The organism is Streptomyces sp. RLA012, from assembly GCF_056270325.1.
Genome location: NZ_JBWDPA010000002.1, coordinates 8,389,121 through 8,411,492 on the forward strand (window position 1 = coordinate 8,389,121; position 22,372 = coordinate 8,411,492).

23 protein-coding genes are annotated in these 22,372 nt (G+C 72.4%); 11 read left to right on the top strand and 12 right to left on the bottom strand.

Features of this window, described 5'->3' with window-relative positions:
• Positions 1–243: 243 nt before the first annotated feature.
• Together RV986_RS38480 and RV986_RS38485 are read right to left on the bottom strand one after the other, a co-directional pair.
• Positions 244–1,065, bottom strand: a complete 822-nt coding sequence (locus RV986_RS38480; RefSeq protein ID WP_475921801.1) for a chitosanase — start codon at positions 1,063–1,065, stop codon at positions 244–246.
• A 20-nt stretch (positions 1,066–1,085) separates the two neighbouring features.
• Positions 1,086–2,033, bottom strand: a complete 948-nt coding sequence (locus RV986_RS38485) for a rhomboid family intramembrane serine protease (protein ID WP_475921802.1) — start codon at positions 2,031–2,033, stop codon at positions 1,086–1,088.
• Between the two features lie 164 nt (positions 2,034–2,197).
• On the opposite strand from RV986_RS38485, the gene RV986_RS38490 reads away from it, so the two are divergent.
• Both RV986_RS38490 and RV986_RS38495 read left to right on the top strand, forming a co-directional pair.
• Positions 2,198–2,917: a vWA domain-containing protein gene (locus tag RV986_RS38490; protein WP_475921803.1), complete on the top strand. Its 720-nt coding sequence runs from the start codon at positions 2,198–2,200 to the stop codon at positions 2,915–2,917.
• Entirely contained in the window at positions 2,914–3,474 is a 561-nt protein-coding gene (locus RV986_RS38495) for a HutD/Ves family protein (RefSeq protein ID WP_475921804.1), read from the top strand. The genes RV986_RS38490 and RV986_RS38495 overlap by 4 nt, the downstream gene beginning before the upstream one ends.
• A gap of 232 nt (positions 3,475–3,706) precedes the next feature.
• Here RV986_RS38495 and RV986_RS38500 read toward each other — a convergent pair whose 3' ends face one another.
• Positions 3,707–4,957, bottom strand: coding sequence for an acyl-CoA dehydrogenase family protein (locus RV986_RS38500; protein ID WP_475921805.1), 1,251 nt, complete (start codon positions 4,955–4,957; stop codon positions 3,707–3,709).
• Positions 4,957–6,102: an acyl-CoA dehydrogenase family protein gene (locus RV986_RS38505; RefSeq protein ID WP_475921806.1), complete on the bottom strand. Its 1,146-nt coding sequence runs from the start codon at positions 6,100–6,102 to the stop codon at positions 4,957–4,959. Before RV986_RS38505 ends, RV986_RS38500 begins: the two co-directional genes overlap by 1 nt.
• A gap of 69 nt (positions 6,103–6,171) precedes the next feature.
• Between RV986_RS38505 and RV986_RS38510 the strand changes: the two genes are divergently transcribed.
• The 3 genes from RV986_RS38510 to RV986_RS38520 all read left to right on the top strand — a co-directional run bounded on the left by RV986_RS38510 (position 6,172) and on the right by RV986_RS38520 (position 8,944).
• A complete protein-coding gene (locus tag RV986_RS38510; RefSeq protein ID WP_475921807.1) occupies positions 6,172–6,960 on the top strand; it encodes an SDR family oxidoreductase in 789 nt (262 codons plus the stop codon).
• A gap of 39 nt (positions 6,961–6,999) precedes the next feature.
• A complete protein-coding gene (locus tag RV986_RS38515) occupies positions 7,000–7,611 on the top strand; it encodes a TetR/AcrR family transcriptional regulator (RefSeq protein WP_475921808.1) in 612 nt (203 codons plus the stop codon).
• A gap of 175 nt (positions 7,612–7,786) precedes the next feature.
• Positions 7,787–8,944 (top strand): acetyl-CoA C-acetyltransferase, encoded by a 1,158-nt coding sequence (locus tag RV986_RS38520; protein ID WP_475921809.1) that lies wholly within the window; start codon positions 7,787–7,789, stop codon positions 8,942–8,944.
• Between the two features lie 15 nt (positions 8,945–8,959).
• Here RV986_RS38520 and RV986_RS38525 read toward each other — a convergent pair whose 3' ends face one another.
• The 5 genes from RV986_RS38525 to RV986_RS38545 are packed head-to-tail and all read right to left on the bottom strand — an operon-like array spanning position 8,960 to position 13,140.
• A complete protein-coding gene (locus RV986_RS38525; protein ID WP_475921810.1) occupies positions 8,960–9,601 on the bottom strand; it encodes an SIMPL domain-containing protein in 642 nt (213 codons plus the stop codon).
• A complete protein-coding gene (locus RV986_RS38530) occupies positions 9,598–10,662 on the bottom strand; it encodes an NAD(P)H-dependent flavin oxidoreductase (RefSeq protein WP_475921811.1) in 1,065 nt (354 codons plus the stop codon). Before RV986_RS38530 ends, RV986_RS38525 begins: the two co-directional genes overlap by 4 nt.
• Complete coding sequence (locus RV986_RS38535; RefSeq protein ID WP_475921812.1) at positions 10,662–11,465, bottom strand: CoA-transferase subunit beta; 804 nt, start codon at positions 11,463–11,465, stop codon at positions 10,662–10,664. The genes RV986_RS38530 and RV986_RS38535 overlap by 1 nt, the downstream gene beginning before the upstream one ends.
• Positions 11,462–12,325: a CoA transferase subunit A gene (locus RV986_RS38540; protein ID WP_475921813.1), complete on the bottom strand. Its 864-nt coding sequence runs from the start codon at positions 12,323–12,325 to the stop codon at positions 11,462–11,464. The genes RV986_RS38535 and RV986_RS38540 overlap by 4 nt, the downstream gene beginning before the upstream one ends.
• Complete coding sequence (locus RV986_RS38545) at positions 12,322–13,140, bottom strand: enoyl-CoA hydratase family protein (RefSeq protein WP_475921814.1); 819 nt, start codon at positions 13,138–13,140, stop codon at positions 12,322–12,324. The genes RV986_RS38540 and RV986_RS38545 overlap by 4 nt, the downstream gene beginning before the upstream one ends.
• Before the next feature lie 117 nt (positions 13,141–13,257).
• On the opposite strand from RV986_RS38545, the gene RV986_RS38550 reads away from it, so the two are divergent.
• Positions 13,258–13,998, top strand: coding sequence for an SDR family oxidoreductase (locus RV986_RS38550; RefSeq protein WP_475924584.1), 741 nt, complete (start codon positions 13,258–13,260; stop codon positions 13,996–13,998).
• Position 13,999: 1 nt separating this feature from the next.
• Positions 14,000–14,923: an SDR family oxidoreductase gene (locus tag RV986_RS38555; RefSeq protein WP_475921815.1), complete on the top strand. Its 924-nt coding sequence runs from the start codon at positions 14,000–14,002 to the stop codon at positions 14,921–14,923.
• A 31-nt stretch (positions 14,924–14,954) separates the two neighbouring features.
• Here the strand turns inward: RV986_RS38555 and RV986_RS38560 are convergent, their stop codons facing one another.
• The gene (locus RV986_RS38560) at positions 14,955–16,256 is read right to left on the bottom strand and encodes an ankyrin repeat domain-containing protein (protein WP_475921816.1); all 1,302 of its coding nucleotides are present in this window, start codon (positions 16,254–16,256) and stop codon (positions 14,955–14,957) included.
• A gap of 94 nt (positions 16,257–16,350) precedes the next feature.
• A complete protein-coding gene (locus tag RV986_RS38565; protein WP_475921817.1) occupies positions 16,351–17,247 on the bottom strand; it encodes a hypothetical protein in 897 nt (298 codons plus the stop codon).
• Between the two features lie 274 nt (positions 17,248–17,521).
• Here RV986_RS38565 and RV986_RS38570 point away from each other — a divergent pair, with 274 nt between their 5' ends.
• Positions 17,522–18,304: a S1 family peptidase gene (locus RV986_RS38570; protein WP_475924585.1), complete on the top strand. Its 783-nt coding sequence runs from the start codon at positions 17,522–17,524 to the stop codon at positions 18,302–18,304.
• Between the two features lie 139 nt (positions 18,305–18,443).
• Here the strand turns inward: RV986_RS38570 and RV986_RS38575 are convergent, their stop codons facing one another.
• Positions 18,444–20,213, bottom strand: coding sequence for a glycoside hydrolase family 35 protein (locus RV986_RS38575; RefSeq protein WP_475921818.1), 1,770 nt, complete (start codon positions 20,211–20,213; stop codon positions 18,444–18,446).
• A 172-nt stretch (positions 20,214–20,385) separates the two neighbouring features.
• Here RV986_RS38575 and RV986_RS38580 point away from each other — a divergent pair, with 172 nt between their 5' ends.
• From RV986_RS38580 to RV986_RS38590, 3 genes are all read left to right on the top strand, one after another.
• Positions 20,386–21,270 carry a helix-turn-helix domain-containing protein gene (locus RV986_RS38580; protein WP_475921819.1) on the top strand — a complete coding sequence of 295 codons (885 nt, stop codon included), beginning with the start codon at positions 20,386–20,388 and terminating at the stop codon, positions 21,268–21,270.
• Positions 21,271–21,281: 11 nt separating this feature from the next.
• The gene (locus RV986_RS38585; RefSeq protein ID WP_475921820.1) at positions 21,282–21,659 is read left to right on the top strand and encodes a chorismate mutase; all 378 of its coding nucleotides are present in this window, start codon (positions 21,282–21,284) and stop codon (positions 21,657–21,659) included.
• Positions 21,660–21,812: 153 nt separating this feature from the next.
• Entirely contained in the window at positions 21,813–22,349 is a 537-nt protein-coding gene (locus RV986_RS38590; protein ID WP_475921821.1) for a response regulator, read from the top strand.
• Positions 22,350–22,372: the final 23 nt, after the last annotated feature.

A 22,372-nucleotide genomic window follows, 5' to 3' on the forward strand; every position in this document is an offset into this window, starting at 1 on the left:
TCCGACGGCCACAAGGGGTCCGACGGCCACAAGGGGTCCGACGGCCACAAGCGGTCCGACGCTCCACCCCAACAGACGTCCCGTACAACGGCGTACGGAACTGAACGCGGCGCCTGCCTTGTCCCCGACCGGACGGTGGGCGCCGTGGTGCGTCGTACCTCCGGCGGTTGTGCGGGTGATCGCCTCAAGGGCTCGTCCTCAAACGCCGGACGGGCTGGGGGTGCCCCAAGCCGTGCCCTGCCGTTATGGCACCTTGTACGTCTCCCCGTACACCTTCCACTCCAGTGGTGTACGCAGGTCCAGGTTGCCGTCGTAGAGGAACTTCCGCTGGGCGGTGTCGACGCGGGTCGTGTCGCGGTGGGCGTTCGTGGACTTCATGGCGGCGCGGCGGATGTCCAGGAAGATGTCGAGGTACGACTTCTCGGAGCCGCCCTCCGCCGGGGTGTCGGCCTGGGCCATGGCGCGTCGGCGCAGCCCGTAGAAGCTGTTGGCGCTCGTGCCGGGCCCGTGCATGACCATGGCGTCGTAGTAGATGAACTGCCCCAGTGTGCCGAGGCCGTCGAGTTTGGCGCGGCGGACCGCGGGGTCGAAGTAGACACGGTCCCGCTCGGCGTCCTGGGCCTTGCGGAAGGCGGCCACCGAGGCCTCCTTGCGCCAGGCCGCGGTGAACCCGGGGTCGAGGCCCTCGTGGGAGTCCGTGCCGTCGACCTTGCGCAGGGCGGGGAGATAGCGGGCGAGGCCGTTGTCCGGATGGTCCTTCGTGTACTTCTCCACCAGGACGAGCAGGTCGTGGGTGCCGGTGCAGAAGCCGATGAGGCCCGCGGTGTAACCCTGGCCGTCGCCGATGTCCTCGATGTAGGCGTACGCGCTGCGCCAGTTGAGCGTGGAGTTCTCGGCGCTCGCCACGAGTCGCTGGGCCAACTCCTTCTTGTCCGGCGCGGCGAGGCCGGCGCCCGCCGCCCGCCCGGCGGCCCCGCTCGCGTCCGAGAGGCCGGGGGTGAAGAAGTAGACCGCCGCCGCGACCAGGGGGAGGACCGCGAGCAGGAGCAGCCGAGCACGTTTCATGGGCTCAGCCTAGGGAGCGCTCAGGCCGCTCCGCTCGTCAGCGCGGACACCTTCCCGACGGTCAGCACGACCAGCAGCACCAACAGCCCCACGCACGCGGCCCCTTGGACCAGGTTGCGGCGGCGGTCCCGCGGCGCGTACGCGTACGCGAGGGTGACGACGCCGCCCGCCAGCAGCCCGCCGAGGTGGCCCTGCCAGGAGGTGAGCCCCGCCGAGATGAGCAGCCAGAGCAGCAGACCCGCCATGAAACGGTTGACCGCGGCCATGTCGGCACCGAGACGGCGGGCCATCACGTAGTACGCGGCGCCCAGCCCGAAGACGGCGCCCGACGCGCCGAGCGTGGGCGTGTCCGGCGCGATCACCAGCACGAGGACCGAACCGCCGAACGCCGAGAGCAGATAGAGCGCGAGGTAGCGGACCCGGCCGAGCTGGGCCTCCACCACCCGGCCCAGGTTCCACAGCGAGACCATGTTCATCACGATGTGCAGAATCCCGAAGGTGCCCTCGGTGGGGGGCAGGTGGAGGAACGCGCCGGTCAGCAGCCGGTACCACTCCCCGTCGACCACCCCTTCCGGGTGGAAGTCGGAGGGGTACTGCGTCTGCCAGACGTAGTGCCCGCCGTCGGGCCCCGCCAGCCCCGCGCCCAGCATCTCGAACCGGTCCACGATCGCGGGACGCACCACCTCGCCCACGTAGGCCAGCACGTTGAGCGCGATCAGTATGTACGTCACCACGGGCACGGTCGAGATCCGGCCGCCGAACGTGGTGCGGGCCTGCCGGATCGACCGGGCGCCCTCCTTCACACACTCCACGCACTGGTGTCCGACAGACGCCTCGCGCATGCAGTCGGGGCAGATGTAGCGGTCGCACCGGGTGCAGCGGACATGGGACTCCACCTTGGGATGGCGATAGCAGGTGGTGACGGCGGATTCGGTGGATTCGGTGGATTCGGTGGGCTCGGATTCCACGGCCGGCTCCTCGCGGGTACGTAGATCAGGGGGACGATGAGCCGGTGGGGTCGGCGGCGAACAAAATAGCGAACGTCGGGGTGAGGGTGGGACAGCAGGGGTTGCCGGTGCCGTAATCTCGGCATCTCGGCGTTTCCGCAACCCTCGCGCGATGGGAGCCCCGCATGGCCGGAATCAGCCTCACCAAGGTGGAGGAGACCGCGCCCGCGCTGGTCAGTCTGTACAAGAGCGCCGGTGTCTCCCTCACCAAGCACGGGCTGAGCGGACAGCGGGCCGCGGTGTATCTCGTGGTCGACCACTCCGGCTCGATGAAGCCGTACTACCGGGACGGCAGCGTGCAGGCGCTGGCGGACCGGGTGCTCGGCCTGTCGGCGCATCTCGACGACGACGGCACCGTCCCGGTCGTCTTCTTCTCCACGGACATCGACGCGGTGACGGACATCGCGCTCGACAACCACCAGGGGCGGGTGGAGAAGATCGTGGCGGGTCTCGGCCACATGGGCAAGACCAGCTACCACCTGGCCATGGACGCCGTCATCGACCACTACCTGGACAGCGGCTCCAAGGACCCCGCCCTCGTCGTCTTCCAGACCGACGGCGGCCCCATCAACAAGCTCGCCGCCGAACGGTACTTGTGCAAGGCGGCGAAGCTCCCGCTGTTCTGGCAGTTCATAGGGTTCGGCGACCCGGAGAGCCGGCAGTTCGAATTCCTGCGCAAACTCGACGAGCTGCCGGTGCCGCAGAAGCGGGTCGTCGACAACGCCGGGTTCTTCCACGCCGGTACGGACCCTCGGAAGGTCTCCGACGCCGAGCTGTACGACCGGATCGTGGGCGACTTCCCCCAGTGGCTGACGGCGGCGCGGGCGCGGGGGATCGTCCAGTGACCGTGCGCGCGCTGCCCGCCGCCGGGCGGATCGCCGTGCCCTGGAGGAACGGCGGCGGGGTGACGCGCGAGATCACGGCCCGGCCCGAGGGCGCGGACATGGGTGACTTCGTGTGGCGGGTGAGCCTGGCCGACGTCGACGCCGACGGGCCGTTCTCGGCGTTCGCCGGGGTGGACCGGATCCTCACCATGGTCGAGGGCGAGGGGATGGAGCTGACCGTCGGCGGCGCGCACCGCCGTGTCGACACACGGTTCGTGCCGCAGGGCTTCCCGGGTGACCTGCCGACCGACTGCCGGCTGATCGGGGGCCCGGTGGTGAACCTCAACGTCATGTGGCGCAGGGGCGGCGGGGTGGCCCCGACCGTCACGGTCGCCGACTCCCGGCGCCCCCTCGCCGTCCCGGCGGGCCCGGCCGTGCTGGTCGTCGCGCTCGACGGGAGCGCCGAGGTGGCCGGGGCGCTTCTTCGGCGGTACGACGCCGTGTTGCTGACCGGTGAGGAAGCCGTGCTGCACGCGACGGGTCATACCGCCGTGGTCGCCCTGACACCGGGAGCCTGAGCGCCCGTCGGGACAGGCTGAGGCGCGAGGCCGCGCAGGGCTTTCAGAGGCGCGGAGAACCGCGCGACCAGCCCCCACCGGCCCGCAGACAAACAAACCCGGACGGGCAGGGCGATCCGGGGCGCAGCCCCGGCCTCAGAGGCGCGGGGAACCGCGCGAACGGCCCCCACCCGCCCGCACCCGCCCGCACCCAAAGTGCACACCCGAGGTCTGGGGCGGAGCCCCCAGGAAGTCACCAGCGGCGCGCATCCCCCCCGAGCACGGCCGCCCTGCACTCGGCCGGGCTGCCCCACGCGGTGCGCAGGGCACGCGCCTTGGTCAGCCACAGCGACAGGTCGTACTCCGCGGTGTAGCCGATCGCTCCGTGCAGCTGCAGCGCCGAGCGCGCGGTGGCGTACGCCGCCTCGCAGGCCGCGACCTTGGCGGCGGCCACGTCGGCGGACGTCATGGTCAGGGCCGCGCCGAAGAGCAGCGGCCGCGCGAACTCCAGGGCGATCTTCGCATCGGCGAGGCGATGCTTGACCGCCTGGAACGAGCCCACGGGGACACCGAACTGCGTGCGCCGGCGCACGTAGGCCACCGTCCGGTCGAGCAGGGCGAGTCCTACGCCGAGGGCCTGCGCGGCGGTGGCCAGCCGGGCCCAGATGAGAGCCCGGGCGGCGGCACGGTCGACAGGGGCGCCGATGGCGAGCAGTTCACGGCCGGGGTGGGGGAGGGTGAGCCGCCGGGCCGGGTCGAGGGAGGGACGGGGGGCTGGACGGGGGGCCGGACGATCTGGTGGGGCGGAGGGTGCCGGTGGTGCAGGTAGCGCAACTGGCGCCTGCGGTGCCTGTGGTGCCTGCAGTGCCTGCGGTGCTTTCGGTGCCTGTGGCGCGGGGAGTGCGGGTGGTGCGGGTGTGCGAACCGACGCCCGTGCCCCCGCCTGCTCCCGGGCCTCTGCCCGCACCTGGTCGCGCGCCTGCTCCGGCTTTCCCGCCCGCTCTCGCTGCCGTGCGGGCTCCCGCCCCTGCGCCAGGTGCAGTTCCGCGTGCTCGCCGCCTCCCGTCACCGTCAGCTCCACATCCGCCGCGTCCCCGTCCAGGACGTACGGCCCCCCGCCCGGCAGGGCCAGCGTCACGACGGTCCCGCCCGCGGCCAGCGGCGGGAGCAGCCGCTTGGCCGGGCCCGACCCGTCCGGTCCGCCCAGTCCGGTGAGCAGCGCGGCGGCGGCGACCGTCTCCACCAGCGGGCCCGGCACCCCGTGCCGGCCCAGTTCCACGAAGGCGACGGCGAGGTCCACCGGAAGGGGGCCCACTCCCTCGTACGTCTCCGGTACGGCCAGCGCGAAGACGCCCATGTCCGCGAGGCGGGACCACAGGGCGCGACCGGGTGCGTGATCGCCCGTGCTCCAGGCCCGTACGACCGCGGGGGTGTCCGCCGCGGTGAGCAGCGCGTCCAGCGAGCGGGCGAAGGCCTGCTGCTCGGCGTCGAGGAGGAAACGCATCAGCGGCGGCCCTTCGGGAGACCGAGCAGGCGCTCGGCGATGATGTCGCGCTGGATCTCGTTGGTGCCGGCGTAGATCGGTCCGGCCAGCGAGAAGACGTATCCCTCGCACCAGTCCGTGTCGGCCGGCTCGCCCTCCGCGCCGAGGAGATCGAGTGCCGTCTCGTGCAGCGCGATGTCGTACTCGGACCAGAAGACCTTGTTCAGACTGGCCTCCGGGCCGATGCTCTCGCCGTCGAGGAAGCGGGAGGCGCCCGCGTAGGTGAAGAGCTGGTAGGCGCGGGCACCGATCACCGCGTCGGCCACCCGGTCGCGCAGCGCCGTGTCCGAGGGGTCCGCGCGGGCGCGCCAGAGGGCCACCAGCCGGTCGGCGGCGGCGAGGAAACGGCCCGGTGAACGCAGCGTCAGACCGCGTTCGTTGCCCGCCGTCGACATGGCGACCCGCCAGCCCCCGCCCGGCTCGCCGATCACGTCCTGGTCCGGGACGAAGACCTCGTCGAGGAAGAGTTCGGCGAAGGCCGGTCTGCCGTCGAGACGGCCGATGGGGCGGACGGTGACACCGGGCGCGCGCAGATCGAACATCAGATAGGTCAGGCCCTGGTGGGGCCTCGGCGTGTCCGGCTCGCTGCGGAAGAGGCCGAACGCGCGGTCGGCGAAGGCGGCCCGCGACGACCACGTCTTCTGTCCGCTCAGCAGCCAGCCCCCGTCCGTACGCACCGCCCGGGAGGTGAGCGAGGCCAGGTCGGACCCCGCCTCCGGCTCGGACCACGCCTGCGCCCAGACGACCTCTCCGGTGGCCATCGAGGGGAGCAGCCGGGCGCACTGCTCCCGCGTGCCGTGGTCGAAGAGGGTGGGCGCCAGCAGGCTGATGCCGTTCTGGCCGACCCGGCCCGGCGCGCCCGCCGCGTAGTACTCCTCCTCGAAGACCAGCCACCGCACGATGTCCGCGTCCCGGCCGCCGTACGCCGCCGGCCAGGACACCACCGACCAGCGGTCCGCGGCGAGTTCGGCCTCCCATGCGCGGTGCGCCGCGAAGCCCTCCTCGGTTTCGAGGGAGGGCAGGGGCACGGACGGCACATGGGCGGTCAGCCAGGCCCGGGCCTCGGCGCGGAAGGCCTCGTCGGCGGGGGAGTGCGTGAGGTCCATCGCGGCACCCTTCGGGCGGTCTCGGCGGCAACCTTCCCTAACAAGTGTTTGGTAGGTTAGCGTGGAGTCATGAACGACGTCGAGAGTCCGGCGTATGTCACCGGGCACGGGCTGCTGAAAGGGCGCACCGCCGTCATCACGGCGGCCGCGGGCGCGGGCATCGGCGGGGCCACGGCGCGCAGGTTCCTGGAGGAGGGGGCGCGCGTACTGATCAGTGACGCGCACGCGCGGCGGCTCAAGGAGAGCGCGGCGGCCCTGGCCGAGGAGTTCGGCGCCGCGCGGATCGCCTCGCTGCCCTGTGACGTCACCGACGAGGAACAGGTCCAGGCCCTCTTCGACACGGCCGCCGATCTGCACGGCGGTCCGGACATCGTCGTCAACAACGCGGGCCTCGGCGGCACTTCGGCTCTCGTCGACATGACCGACGAGCAGTGGTCGAAGGTGCTCGACGTGACACTGAACGGCACGTTCCGGTGTACGAGGGCGGCGCTGCGCGCGATGAGGGAAACCGGCGGCGGAGTGATCGTCAACAACGCCTCCGTCATCGGCTGGCGCGCCCAGGCCGGTCAGGCGCACTACGCCGCCGCCAAGGCCGGGGTCATGGCGCTCACCCGGTGTGCGGCCGTCGAGGCCGCCGCGTACGGGGTGCGTGTCAACGCGGTGTCACCGAGCCTCGCCATGCACCCGCATCTGGTCAAGGTGACCACCCCCGAACTGCTCGACGAACTGGCGGGTCGAGAGGCCTACGGGCGGTACGCGGAGCCCTGGGAGGTGGCCAACGTGATCGTCTTCCTGGCGTCCGGCTACTCCTCGTACATGACGGGCGAAGTGGTCTCCGTCAGCAGCCAACATGCCTAGGGCGCGGGCGGTCGGCACCCCTGGGACCACAATGGAACCGTGCCTACCAAGAAGAAGCCCCAGGTGACCGCCACCCCCGAGCGGCGCCGTGAACTCCTCGGCACCGCGGCCGAGGTCTTCGCCGAGCAGGGCTACAACGCCACGACCGTACGCAAGATCGCGGACCAGGCCGGGATGCTCGCGGGCAGCCTCTACTACCACTTCGACTCCAAGGAATCGATGCTGGAGGAGATCCTGCGGACCTTCCTCGACGAGCTCTGGGACGGTTACGACGCCGTCCTGGAGGCCGAACTCGGCCCCCGGGAGACCCTGGCGGCCCTGGTCACCGAGTCCTTCCGGGAGATCGACCGGCATCGCGCCGCCGTCGCGATCTACCAGAAGGAGTCGAAGCACCTCGCCGCCCAGCAGCGTTTCGCGTTCCTCGCCGAGTCGCAGCGCAACTTCGAGAAGGCGTGGCTGAGCACGCTGGAGCGCGGCGTGGCCGCCGAGGTCTTCCGGGCCGACCTCGACATCCGGCTCACCTACCGGTTCGTGCGCGACACCGTGTGGGTCGCCGCGTCCTGGTACCGGCCCGGCGGACAGCACAGCCCCGAGGAGATCGCCCGGCAGTACCTGTCGATGGTGCTGGACGGGATCTCCGTACGGGAGTGACGAGCACCGGAACCGCCGGAACCGCCGGAACCGCCGGAACCGCCGGAACCGCCGGAACCGCCGGAACCGCCGGAACCGCCGGAACCGCCGGAACCGCCGGAACCGCCGGAACCGCCGGAACCGCCGGAACCGCCGGGAACAACCCTTATCAACCCTTATCGACACGGGAGTTGACATGGCCGAGGCCTATATCGTCGAAGCGGTCCGCACGCCCGTCGGGCGACGCGGGGGAGGTCTGAGCGGTGTCCACCCCGCCGACCTCGGCGCGCATGTCCTCAAGGCGCTGGTCGAGCGCTCCGGCGTGGACCCGGCGGCCGTCGAGGACGTCGTCTTCGGCTGCCTGGACACGGTAGGGCCGCAGGCCGGGGACATCGCCCGCACCTGCTGGCTGGCGGCCGGACTCCCCGAGGAGGTACCGGGCGTCACCGTCGACCGGCAGTGCGGGTCCTCGCAGCAGGCCGTGCACTTCGCGGCGCAGGGCGTCCTGTCCGGCACCCAGGACCTGGTGGTCGCGGGCGGCGTCCAGAACATGAGCCAGGTACCCATCGCCTTCGCCTCCCGCCAGGCCGCCGAACCGCTGGGCCTCACCGAGGGCCCCTTCGCCGGCAGCGAGGGCTGGCGGGCCCGCTACGGCGACCGGCCCGTCAACCAGTTCTTCGGTGCCGAGATGATCGCCGCCAAGTGGGGCATCAGCCGCCGTGACCAGGAGGAGTTCGCCCTCCGCTCGCACCGGCGGGCGATCCGCGCCATCGACGAGGGCCGCTTCGCGCGCGAGACCGTGGTGTACGGCGAGGTGACGGTCGACGAGGGCCCGCGCCGGGACACCTCGCTGGAGAAGATGGCGGGCCTGAAGCCGGTCGCGGAGGGCGGCACCATCACCGCCGCCTGCTCCTCCCAGGTCTCCGACGGTGCGGCCGCGATGCTGCTGGCCTCGGAGCGGGCGGTACGGGAGCACGGGCTGACCCCGCGTGCCCGTGTCCACCACCTCTCCGTGCGGGGCGAGGACCCCATCCGCATGCTGTCGGCCCCCATCCCGGCCACCGCGTACGCCCTGAAGAAGACCGGCATGTCCCTCGACGACATCGATCTCGTCGAGATCAACGAGGCCTTCGCCCCGGTCGTCCTCGCCTGGCTGAAGGAGACCGGCGCCGACCCGGAGAAGGTCAACGTCAACGGCGGTGCGATCGCCCTCGGCCACCCCCTCGGCGCCACCGGCGTGAAGCTGATGACCACCCTCCTGCACGAACTGGAGCGCACCGGCGGCCGGTTCGGCCTCCAGACCATGTGCGAGGGCGGCGGCCAGGCGAACGTGACGATCATCGAACGGCTCTGAGGCCGGGCGCGGGCGTCAGCGGCCGAGCGAGAAGCCCAGCAGTACGCCCGCGTGGACCTCGACCATGCCGGGTGCCAGGTCGCCTTCCGAGCTTCCGCCCCCACCGCCGTGTCCCCGGTGACTGCGTATTTCCCATGACTCGGCGTCCACGTCCTGGATGTGCAGCACCGTGCCCAGCGGGACGCCCGCCGCCTCCGCGTACACCTCCGCCTTGCGGCGGGCCGCGTCCACCGCCCGGCGCCGGGCCTCGTCGCGCAGCGCGGGCTTGTCGCGTACGTCGAAGACGACGTCGTCGACCCGGTTCGCGCCCGCGTCGACCGCGTCGACGATGAGCCGCTGCAGGTCGTCGATCGTCTCGATCTCGATGACGTACGAGGCCTGGCAGCGGTAGCCGAGGAACTTCCGGCCGGTTCCGTAGCCGTCGTACTCGGAGTGGAGCGACAGCTTGGATCCGGAGACCGACGCGTCCGGTATCCCGTGACCGCGCAGTGTCTCGCGCAGGCGGGACACCGCCGAGCCCGCCTCCTGGAACGCCTTGTCGGGCGACGGCTCCAGCACATCGACCGCCAACTTCACCCGCACCAGCTGAGGTTCCGCCCGCACGCTTCCCGCACCGAACACACTGAGGCCCCAAGGCTCTCTTATGGTCTGAGTCACCCGGGCATTGAAGCACCCACGACCGCCAGGGCGTCGAGAGTTTCCCGGGCCTCGGCCATCACCCGCTCGACCAGCTCCGCGCACGACGGCAGGTCGTCGATCACTCCGGCGACCTGCCCCGACGCCATCACCCCCAAGTCCGTACGCCCGTCCACCATCGACGACTTGAGGAGCATCGGTGTGTTCGCGGCGAGCAGCACCTGGCTCCAGGTCAGCTCCTTGCCGTGCTTCATGGCGAGACCGTCGCGGACCATCCGCGACCAGGACAACCCGGAGATCCGCCGGAAGCCCGCGGCCCGGCGGACGGCCTGGATGAGGGCCCTCGTACGGCCCGCCCTCTCCAAGGTGTCCACGAAGTCCGTTCGCAGCATGCGGTGCGGGAGGCCGTCCACGGCCGTCGTGACCGTGATGTCCCTGACCGTCGCCGCCAGGTACTTCGCCTTCACCGCCGCCGGGACCGTCGAGTCCGAGGTGAGCAGAAAACGGGTGCCCATGGCGACGCCCGCCGCCCCGTAAGCCAGCGCCGCGACCAGCCCCCGCCCGTCGTGGAAACCGCCCGCCGCCACCACCGGGATGTCCACCGCGTCCACCACCTGCGGCAGCAGCACCGTCGTCGCCACCTCTCCGGTGTGGCCACCGCCCTCGCCGCCCTGCACGATCACCGCGTCCGCACCCCAGGCGGCCACCTTCTCGGCGTGCCGGCGCGCCCCGATGGACGGGACGACGACCACGCCCGCCTCCTTCAGCTCGGCGATCAGCTCGCGGGAGGGGGCGAGGGCGAAGGACGCGACCCGTACGCCCTCGTCGATGATGATCCGCACCCGCTCGCCCGCGTCCCCGGCGTCGGCGCGCAGATTCACCCCGAACGGCGCGTCCGTGCGGGACTTGACCTCGCGTATGGCGTCCTTCAGGTGGTCGGGCGTCATCGTCGCGGAGGCCAGGATGCCCAGCGCTCCCGCGTTCGCGGTGGCCGACACCAGCCGGGGGCCCGCCACCCAGCCCATGCCGGTCTGCACGAGGGGGTGGCGGATGCCGACGAGACGGGTGAACGCGGTCTCCATCAGCTGCCGGCCCCACCCGTGCGAGCGGCGGGGTCGGGTACCTCGCGGTCCCTGGTGCCGCCCGGATCGATGACCTCGCGGATCAATTCCAGCTCCTTCGGCGTCGGTTCACGGGTGAAGGGCACCTCCTCGGGCACGGACAGCTCGAAGCCCGTCGCCGCCCGCACCCGCTCGACGGTCACGCCCGGGTGCAGGGAGGCGAGACGCATCGAGTGGTCGGGCGTGGCGAAGTCGAAGACACCGAGGTCGCTCACCACCCGCGGGAGGCGATGGAAGCGGGTGGCGCTCGGGCCCGCGGCGGCGGCACGGTCGTACCCCACCCCGCACACCATGTCGACCTTCGCGACGAAGACACGCGGGGAGTGTCTCGGGACCCAGTAACTGGTCGGGTTGTTCAGGGTGTTGACCGGTGCGCCGCGCACACCCAGGAGCTGACGGGTGGGCCGGGACCAGTCGCCGATGCAGGAGATGTTCTGGTTGCCGAAGCGGTCGAGCTGGCTGGCGCCCATCATCACGTGCCGGCGCCCGCCGGTCACCATGGTCAGGTGCTGCCGGTACGGCAGCCAGCCCTCCGGGGTCCCGTCCACGCCCACGAGCATCGCCTCGCCGTCGGTCATGAGCAGGTCGGGGGAGAAGGTGCGCCTGGCGAGGCGGGCGCCGATGGACGGGATCGGGCCCATGGGACTGGCGAGCACCTCGCCGTTGTCCCGCCAGGCCTCGGCGCAGGCGATCACGCAGTACTCGGCCCGGGTGACCGGGGGCGTGGGTCCGAGCGCGGGTGAAGACGCGGGCGCGGCGCTCAACGCTGCTCCTTGTGCCAGGTCCGTACGGCGGACTGGTAGGCCTGCTCGTCGCCCGCGAGGAAGCGTGCGGCGAACTCGGCGTACGGCGTGGTGGCGTACAGCTTCTGGAAGGGCTCGTCGCGTCCGTGGTCGGGGGCGCAGGACGTGAAGTGCGCGCCGTTCGGCGTCTCGACCACGCCCGTCACGCTCGACCGCTTGAGCAGCAGGGTCTGCGGGGCGGCCTCCTTGGTGAGCTCCGCCGTGTCGACCATCCGCTCGCAGGAGACATACGCGGCGTCGGCCGCCTCGCAGAACAGGTCGTCGAAGTACGGGTCCGGGCCCAGATACTGGCCGTTGCCCAGCCGGTCGGCGCGGTTCAGGTGGACCAGGGCCGCGTCCAGCCGCAGGGCGGGCATCGCGACGAGCTCCTCCCGTACCCCCGAGGAGGCGTCGGCGTACGGCGAAGTGACCGTCCGCAGGCCGGGGTTGACCCGCATCACGTCCGAGCCGAGCCCGGCGCGGACGGGGAGGAAGGGCAGGCGGTTCGCGGCGGCGTGCAGGCCCCACATGAACATCGCCTCGTCGACCTCCATCAGCTCGAAGGCCCCGCTCTCGCGGGCCGCGCGGTAGTGCGGTTCGAGGGGGATCGAGTCGAGCGTGGTGAACGCGGTGACGAGCTTGCGGATCCGGCCGGCGGCGGCGAGCAGCCCGACGTCCGGGCCGCCGTAGGCGACGACGGTGAGATCGGTGATCTCGGTCCGGAGCAGCGCTCTGACCAGGGCCATCGGCTTGCGGCGCGCACCCCAGCCGCCGATGCCCAGGGTCATCCCGCTGCGCAGCCGGGAAACCACCTCGTCGGACGTCATGGTCTTGTCGCTCACTTCTGGGCCCCCTCCTTTCCGAAGGTGTCGCGGACGCGGTCGGCCACTCCGCTGAGGTTCGCCTCGAAGGTGAAGCCCTGCTCGAAGCGGTAGCTGCGGCGCACGTCGACGGGGTCGATGCCGTTGATCGCGGCCTTCGCGAGCCGGATGAGGAGACCGTCCTTGGCGGCTATCTCACGGGCCAGCTCCAGGGCGGCGTCCCGAAGGTCCTCGCGCCGTACGACCTTCCACACCGAGCCGTGTGCGTGCAGCTCGGCGGCCGTCGCCGTGCGCGAGGTGTAGTACAGGGCGCGCATCAGGTGCTGGGGAACCAGACGGGACAGATGCGTGGCCGCGCCGAGGGCGCCGCGGTCCAGCTCCGGCAGGCCGAAGGTGGCGTCCTCGCTCGCCACGATCACGTCCGCGTTCCCGACCAGCCCTATCCCGCCGCCGAGACAGAAGCCCTGCACCGCCGCGACGACCGGCACCTCGCACTCGTACACCGCGGCGAAGGCCTCGAAGCAGCCGCGGTTCGCCCCTATGAGCGCGCGCCGGCCCCCGATGCCTCCGGTGCCCTCGGGATCCCCGGCGTTCCCGCCGTTCCCGCCGTTCCCGATGTATTGGGTGTCGCGCTGCATCTCCTTGATGTCCACGCCCGCGTTGAAACCGCGCCCCTCGGCCGTCAGCACGACACACCGGATCGCCGGGTCGCGGCCCGCCGCACGGACGGCGTCGGCCAGGTCGAACCAGCCCCGCACCGGCAACGCGTTCACCGGCGGGAAGTCGACCGTGACGACGGAAATCCCCTTTTCCGGGGACGAGGTGGAGACACCCATGGACGCATCAGCTACCTTTCCACCTCAGGACCGTTCCACCAAACGTTTGTTAGGTGCACTCTCGAAGTTAGCAGCGATCGCACCCACGCGGGAGGCCCTGTGGACAACGCGGACGGCATGGATCTCGGCGGCAGGACCGTCGTCGTCACGGGTGGCACCCGCGGGGTCGGGGCCGGGATCGCGCGAGCCTTCGTCGAGGCGGGCGCGCGGGTGCTGGTCTGCGCGCGCAGGCCGCCCGAAGTGCCGCTGCAGGGCACGGAGTTCGCGCCCGTGGACCTCCGTGACCCGGCCGCCGTGCAGGACTTCTTCGACGCGCTGCCCCGGCTCGACGTGCTGGTCAACAACGCGGGCGGCGCCCCGTACCGGCCGCTGGTCCAGGCGGACACCGAGCGGCACACACGGGTGATCGAGCTGAACCTCGTCGCCCCGCTGACCGCCTCGCTCGCCGCCTACGCGCACCTGCGGCGGGCCAGGGGCTCGATCGTGATGATCGGCAGCGTGAGCGGGACACGTCCGTCGCCCGGTTCGGCGGCGTACGGGGCGGCCAAGGCGGGGCTGGAGAACCTGGCCCGTTCGATGGCCGTCGAGTGGGCCCCCGAGGTCCGGGTCAACACCCTCGTCGTCGGCATGGTCCGCACCGAGTTGTCCCATCTGCACTACGGGGGCGAGGACGGCATCGCGGCGGTCTCCCGGACCGTGCCGCTCGGCCGGCTCGCCCAGCCCTCGGACATCGGCGAGGCAGCGGTGTTCCTCGCCTCGGACGCCGCCGCGTACATCAGCGGAGCCTCCCTGCTCGTCCACGGGGGCGGGGAGCGACCGGCCTTCCTCGATGCCGCGACAGCCAACAAGGAGGACTGAGATGAGTGCACGTGCACCGCTGCTGTGCGAGGGGCGAGTCGTGATCGTCACGGGCGCGGGGCGCGGACTCGGCCGCGCGCACGCCCTCGGGTACGCCGCCGAGGGGGCACGGGTCGTCGTGAACGACCTCGGGGTCGGGCTGGACGGCACGCCAGGACCGGACGGCCCGGCCGGACGGGTCGTGGACGAGATCCGTGCCGCGGGCGGGGAAGCGGTGGCCCACGGCGGCGACATCGCCACCACCGACGGCGCCGCATCCCTCGTACGTACCGCTGTGGACACGTACGGCCGTCTCGACACCCTCGTCAACAACGCCGGGTTCCTGCGCGACCGGATGCTCGTCAACCTCGACGAGGACGACTGGGACGCGGTGCTGCGCGTCCACCTCAAGGGGCACTTCCTGCCGCTGAAGCACGCGGCGGCGCACTGGCGGGCCCAGGCGAAGGCGGGACGGCCGCCGCGGGCCCGGGTCGTCAACACCAGCAGCGGGGCGGGGCTGTTGGGCTCGGTCGGGCAGGGGAACTACAGCGCCGCCAAGGCCGGGATCATCGGGCTGACCCTGGTCGCCGCGGCCGAGCTGGGGCGCTACGGCGTCCAGGTCAACGCCATCGCCCCCGCGGCCCGCACCAGGATGACCGAACGCGCCTTCGCGGACACGATGGCGGCCCCGGACGCCGGTTCCTTCGACGCGATGGCACCCGAGAACGTGTCGCCGCTGGTCGTCTGGCTCGGGGCGGACGCGAGCGCCGGCGTCAGCGGCCGCGTCTTCGAGACCGAGGGCGGCCGCATCACCGTCATGGAGGGCTGGCGACCGGGGCCGACCGCGGACAAAGGAGCCCGCTGGACTCCGTCCGAGGCCGGTGACACGGCGCTGAAACTGCTGGCGCGGGCGGAGGTCCCGGGGGCGGTGTACGGGGCGGGGTAGCGGGTGTGGCGGGTGTCGCGGGTGCGCGACCTCAAACGTCCCGAGCCTCCCGGGCCGCCCTGGCCTCGCGGGCCTCTCGCGTCTCCCGGGTCTCTCGGGCCTCCCTGATCCCCCGCCCCGGTCCCGCCGACGTGCGAGTCGCCCGGTCGCGGACCTCCGCGTCGGAGTCCTCGGCGAGGGCGCGCAGGTGTTCGACCGCCTCGGGGTGGTCGGCGGGCGGCAGGGCGCGCAGGGCGGTGGCGACGGCTCGGCGGACCTCGGCCTCGGGGTGGCCCGCGTGGCGGAGGATCTCGGGGAGGGCGGCCGGGTCGCCGTACCGGGCGAGGGCTGTGACCGCGGCGCGGGCGACCGCGGGGACCGAGGTCTCGCGGGAGAGCGCGCGCAGCACCGGCAGGCCGCGGGGGGTGCGCGAGCGCCCCAGTACATCCGCCCCGAAGGCCTGCCGGAGCGGGTCGGTGCCGCGGCACCACTGGACCGCCGCCCGGAACGTGTCGTCGTCCGTACGACGGCCGAGTGCCGTCGCCGCCTCGGTCCAGTCGTCGTTGCCGGGGTCGGCGCAGCGCAGGGCGCGGGCGGCCAGTTCGACGGCGGGGGCGGCCATGCCGAGGGCGGCTTCGAGCAGAGTGACTATCGCGGCGTGGCCCGTCTGCTGGTCGTCGCCGGCGACGGGGGCGCCCGCCGGGCCGAGGAGTTGGACGGTGACCGTGACGCCGCCGTCCTCCCGGTGGCAGTGGGTGGCGGACGGGTGGCCGGGACCGTAGGACCGCTCCAGACCCGCGCGCAGTTCGCTCTCCACGTCGAGGGCGAGCCAGCGGTGTGCCTCCGCGAGGGCCGCCGACCTCGCCCGCGCCCCCTGGCGCAGCAGGGCGCGTACGCAGCCGGGCGAGCCGCGGCGGGCGGCCTCGACGAGCGGGGGCTCACCGGTCGGGCCCGGCCGGTCGGGGGCCGCACCGGCCGCGAGCAGTTCCCTCACCACCGCGACCCGGCCCAGCCGTACCGCCCACGTCAGCGCCGTGAACCCGAACTCCTCCACCGTGTCCGGACCGGCCCCGGCCGACAGCAGGGCCCGTACGACCTCCGTGTGTCCGCCGCACGCCGCCCCGCACAGCGGCGCGTCGGTGCCCTGGCTGAGCCGGTCGGGCGCGGCCCCGGCCGCCAGCAGCAGTCGTACGACGCCGGGCCGGTCGCTGACCGCCGCCAGATACAGCGCCGTCTGGCCGTCCTCGTCCACCGACTCCGGACTCGCGCCGGAGCGCAGCAGCCGTACCACCGTGTCCTCGTCACCCTCGTACACGGCCGTGAAGAGGCGCGCCGTGGGGTCGTTCGTGCTCATCCTTCGACCCTCGCTTGCGAAGGACGCGCGAGGCAAAGCCTTTTGGGGTGTTCTGTCTCACCCCTCACGTTCCTTACGTGCCTTACCGCGTGCCTTACGTGTCGCACTCCAGCACCGTCCTGCACAGCGCGCAGCGTGCCCGTACCCGGCCGCGTACCGGCACCCGGATCCGCTGGTGGCAGGTCGGGCAGGGGAAGGAGACGCGCAGGGGGCCCCGGCTGTCGGGGGTGAACGCGTAGGCGACCCCGGGGTGCGGGGCCGGGGCGTGGTGGTCCTGGGCGTGGCGGCGGTCCTTCGCGTAACGGCGGCGGCCCGCCCAGCCGGCCGCGGTCAGCGGGGGCTGCTGCTGGTCGCCGAGAGCCTTGGCCATGCCCCTCTTGTACGCGTCGTGCGCCTGCGGGCTGGTGAACCAGATGGAGGGGTCCTCGCCGAAGACCAGGGCGCGTTTGGCGAGGACGTAGCCGAACTCCTCCGGGGTGAGATAGCCGAACTTCTGCGAGGTCATCTCGTCCTCGCGGTAGGCGTCGAGAAGCAGCCAGCCCGCCCCGAGGTACGTCGCCGCGGTGTCCGTGAGGATCTCGTTGTCGGCCGTGCCGGGGAAGGAGAGGTCGAGGCGGTGCAGGTAGACATGCATGACCTCGTGGGCGAGGGCGGCGCCGATGTCCCGGCGGTGGGTGCGGAAGCGGTCGTTCAGTTCGATGAAGTACTCGGGCCCCGCGGTCAGTTCGACGTTCGCCGCCAGCTCCATCTCACGGAAGCCGACGATCATCCGGGCGTCCGGGAGGTGGTAGTGATGCACCATCTCGCGGGCCACGCGCTGGGCGCCCAGGTGCAGGTCGTCGGTGTCGCCGAAGGCCACGGCGGCGCCGGTCAGGCTGGTCGCGAAGGTGTGGACGGTGTCGTACGAGAGCCGTTTGTAGAGCGCGGTGATCGAGGCCCGCACCTTGTCCAGATGCGGGTAGCCGTGCTTGACGGGTCCGCCGTTCGCCACGTCCGCACCCCCTGAAGACGCCGGAACTGACTTCCACTGTAGGCCGGGGCCCGCCGGGCGGCGGGGTGCGGGCGGGCGCGGTGGACCGGGTGTGGCCGGAATGGGGCCCTTGCCGGGGTTGCGGGGTGCTCTCCATAATCCGCAACAGCTTGGCAGGAACATGCCATAAGCCCGGGTCGGTCGGCGCCACCGGTGCCGCGGCCCAGTGCTGTGCGTGACGTGCGGCTCCCCGCCGCACGTTCAACCCCCCACGAAGGGAAGCACGTTGAAGTTTCTGAAGAGATTCACCGGCGTCAAGAGAGCGCTCGCCGTCGGCGCCGTCCTCCTCGCGGCCGTCTCGCTCCAGCCCCTCTCCAGCGCGCAGGCCGCGCCCGCGCCCGTCGTCGGCGGCACCCGCGCCGCGCAGGGTGAGTTCCCGTTCATGGTCCGGCTCTCCATGGGCTGTGGCGGCGCGCTCTACACCCAGCAGATCGTGCTCACCGCCGCGCACTGCGTGACCGGCACCGGCGCCAACACCAGCATCACCGCCACCGCCGGTGTTGTCGACCTCCAGTCCACCACCGGCCGTGTCCAGGTCAAGTCGACCTACGTCTACCGGGCCCCCGGCTACAACGGCAACGGCAAGGACTGGGCGCTCATCAAGCTCGCCTCGCCCATCACCACGCAGTCCACCCTGAAGATCGCCACCACCACGACGTACAACACCGGCACCTTCACCATCGCCGGCTGGGGCTCGGCCTCCGAGGGCGGCGCCCAGCAGCGCTACCTGCTCAAGGCCACCGTGCCGTTCGTCAGCGACGCCACCTGCCGTGCCTACAGCGGCTACAGCGGCCTCGTCGCGAGCGACGAGATCTGCGCCGGCTACGCGGCGGGCGGCGTCGACACCTGTCAGGGCGACTCCGGCGGCCCGATGTTCCGCCGGGACAGCGCCAACGCCTGGATCCAGGTCGGCATCGTCAGCTGGGGCATCGGCTGCGCCCGCGCCAACGCCCCGGGCGTCTACTCCGAGGTCTCGACGTTCGCATCGGCCATAGCCAGCGCCGCGGCAACGCTCTGACCCTCTGACGCCACACGCGGGTTTGTGGGCGTCCGCGGCCTGCCACGGTCGCGGGCGCCCTGCCCTGCGTGTCCTGCCGCGCGTGTCGTGTCCTGCTGTGCGCGCGGAAGGAGGTGGGTCCGGGCCCGGCCCCCGACCGTCAGCCCCGGGCCGGGCCGCGCAGCACCGGCGACGACGACGGCTCGGGAAGCCGCGGAGCCTCCTGAAGCTCCAGCACCCACACCTCGTTGACACCCTCGCGCAGCACAGGACCCGGGACGTACAGCGAGCGCTGCGGGCCCACGGACCAGTAGCGGCCCAGATCGAAGCCGTTGATCCACACGAACCCCCTGGTCCAGCCCGGGAGTTCGAGCAGGGCGTCCCCGGCGCCGCGCACCGTGACGGTGCCCCGGTACAGGCCGCGGGCGCCGTCCGCGGGGAGTTCGCCGAACGGGACCGGGTCGACGTCGTCCAGTGAGTCCAGCGAGTCCAGTCGCAGCCCCCGTGCCCGTACCCCGTGCAGATACTGCCGCTCGTGCAGCAGCCCCCCGGTGATGCCCTTCGGCTCGCCCGAGCGCGGCCCGTAGTTGACCCTCCCCAGGGACTCCACCCACATCTCCACGCGCGCGTGCCCCGCGACGGGCTCCTTGAGCCGCGGTTCGTCCTCGGTGAGCACCCCGGCCGCCACCCCGTCGACGTACACCACCGCCAGATCCCGCAGCCCGCGCAGAAGCAGCGGGTACGGCTGTCGCGGGCCGGGGACGGTCACCTCGTACTTCACCAGGCCCCGGTCCACGTCCAGCTCCTCGAAGGTCGGCGGGACGGGGTACTCGGCCGCCGGGCCCCCCAGCGTCTCCAGTACGGCGTCCAGGGACGCCCACTCCCGAAGCGCCACCGCCGCCGACGCGCCGAGCGGCGTCGGCGCGGGCGGCAGATCGGGCAACGGCCCGTCCGCGTACTCGGCCAGGATCTCCCGGAAGCGCCAGAACTTCTCCGTGGGGCGCCCGAGCTCGTCGACGGGCGCGTCGTAGTCGTACGAAGTGACGTCCGGCTCCAGCGGACCCTCGTGCAGCGCGCCGCCACCCCGGTTCGCGCCCGCCCAGCCCGCGAAGTTCGTCCCCCCGTGCGCCATGTAGAGGTTGACCGAAGCCCCGCACTCCAGGATCTCGCGCAGCGCCTCCGCCGCGTCCCCGGCATCCCGCACCACGTGCTCGCCACCCCAGTGGTCGAACCAGCCGCACCAGAACTCCATGCACATCAACGGACCCTCGGGCCGGTGCCGGCGCAGGATCTCGAAGGCCTCACGCGCGCGGGAGCCGAAGTTGGCCGTCGCGAGGACGCCGGGGATCGAGCCGCCGCCGAGCATGTGGTCCTCGGGGCCGTCCGAGGTGAACAACGGGACGCTCACCCCCTCGGCGCGCAGCACCTCCGCCAGACGGCGCAGATACACCTGGTCGGAGCCGTAACTGCCGTACTCGTTCTCCACCTGCACCATCAGCACCGGGCCACCGCGGTCGATCTGCCGCGGCACGATCTCGCGCAGCACCTGGTGGAACCAGCGCTCCACATGCCCCAGATACTCCTCGTCCCGGGTGCGCGGCTGCCCCGTCAGCCAGTGCGGCAGCCCGCCGTTCTCCCACTCCCCGCAGATGTACGGGCCCGGGCGCACGATCGCCCACAGCCCCGCCTCCCGCGCCGCGTCCAGGAACCGGCCCAACGCCCGGACGTCACGGAACTCGCCCGGGCGCGGCTCGTGCAGATTCCACGGGACGTACGTCTCCACACAGTTGAGCCCCATCGCCCGCAGCATCCCCAGCCGATGCCCCCACTGCTCCTCACGCACCCGGAAGTAGTGCAGCGCGCCGGACAGCAGCCGCACCGGTCGCCCGTCCAGCAGAAAATCCGTGTCCCCCACCGTGAACTCGCTCATGCGCCCAACCCTCACCCCTGGCGGTGACCGCGTCCATGGACAAAGATCGGCTCTGGTTGGACCAAAGAGTGACGCCGACGGCGCGAGCGGGACGAGGGCGCCGGACGTGAGGGCGAGGGCGAGGACGGGGAAGCCGGACGCCGGCCGCGGGGGTGGGAGGAGGGGGAGCGCGATGTACCACACCTGGATGCGGTATTTCACGCCCGCTCCCGCCCACCACCGGCTCGGCCTCGCCTGCCTCGGCGTCGGCCTCCAGCACGGCGAACTGCCCACGGTCGGCCCCCGCACCCTCGACCACCACGTGGCCGTCGTCGTCAGCGCGGGCGGCGGCTGGTTCCGCGCCCCGAACGGACAGCGCCACGCCGTCACCGCGCCCGCCCTGCTCTGGCTCACCCCCGGCGTACCCCACCACTACGGGCCCGACCCGAGCTGGGACGAGTGCTTCGTCGACTTCACCGGGCCCGCCACCGCCACGTACACCGAACTCGGCTACATCGAACCCGACCGTCCCGTCGTGCCGCTCTCCGACGCGGCCGGAGCCCGCGCCACCGTCGGCCGCATCGCCCGTGCCGCCCGCCGCGGCAACCCCCTCCTCGAAGTCGAGACCGGCGCCGCCGTCCACGAACTCCTCGTCGCCCTGCGCCGCGCCCGCGCCGACCTCGCCCCGGACGGCGACCCGGTCCTGCACGCCCTCGCCCGCGACGCCTTCCAGCCCCTGTCCGTCGCCGAACACGCGGCCCGGCACGGCATGACCCCCGCCGAACTGCGCGCCGCGGTCCGGCGCGGCGCCGGCTGCAGCCCCAAGGACTACCTCCTCGGCATCCGCCTGGGCCGCGCCAAGGAACTCCTCGCCGCCACCGAACTGCCCGTCGGCGCCGTCGCCCGACGGGTCGGCTACGACGACCCCGCCTACTTCTCCCGGCTGTTCACCCGTCGCGTCGGCATCCCCCCGGTCCGCTTCCGCGAACAGCAGGGCCGCACCCTCCCCGGCGGCTGGAGCCACCGCATACCCGACCCCGACGATCCGCCCATGATCGAGCGCCTGCACGCCACGTAGGGTGGGTCCTCATGACCACCAGCAACACCAACGGCACCCATGACGCGGCCGACGGGCCGGGCGGCGAGGTCGATCCCGCCGTGCGGGCCGAACTCGCCCGGCTGCGCGACAGCATCGACAACATCGACGCCGCCGTCGTCCACATGCTCGCCGAACGCTTCAAATGCACCCAGCAGGTCGGCCATCTCAAGGCCGCGCACCAGCTGCCGCCCGCCGACCCGTCCCGTGAGGCCCACCAGATCGCCCGGCTGCGCAGCCTCGCCGAGAACGCCAAGCTGGATCCGGCCTTCGCGGAAAAGTTGCTGAATTTCATCATCGCCGAGGTCATCCGCCACCACGAGCGCATCGCGGACGGCGCCGGACAGCCCGGCACGGCCACGGGGGAGTGACACCGGGCGCCCCCAGCGTGCATCCTGCGTGAGCACTCCCTGTCAGGTATCAGGCCAGGGGCACATGCCACCCGTCCGTACGGGCCCGAGGGCGCACGCCGGCCGTCCGTACGGCCCAGGCCGGTGTGTGCCCGATCGAGGGGATGTCGGGCCATGCCGTCGGATGCCAGGATCCTCATCGTCGACGACCATGAGGACACGCTCTACGCGCTCGAAAGCGCCCTCGCCCCGCTCGGCCACCTCATGACCCGCGCCACCAGCGGCGACGGCGCCCTCAAGGAAGTCCTGCGCGGCCACGTCGGACTGCTCCTCCTCGATGTGCGCATGCCCGGCGTCAGCGGCCTCGACGTCGTGCGCTACATGCGCCGCCTGGAACAGACCCAGCACATTCCGATCATCCTGCTCACCGGTTTCGGCCCGGACACCGAACTGTCCGCCACCGCCTTCGGCCTCGGCGTCGCCGACCTCGTCATGAAACCCGTCGACCCCTGGGCCCTGCGCACCAAGGTCCGCTACCTGTACGACACCCACCAGCGCCGCCGGGCCCTGGAGGAGGAGGTGCGCGAGCTGCGCACCCGGCTCAAGGAACACACGGCGCCGCCCGCCCCGGGCCGCCCGCACCCCGACACCCGCGTCCCCGGGCAACGCGACGGCCACACCGGCGCACGGGAACAGGGGCGCACCCCCTGACCACCGGACGCACCCGGCGTGAA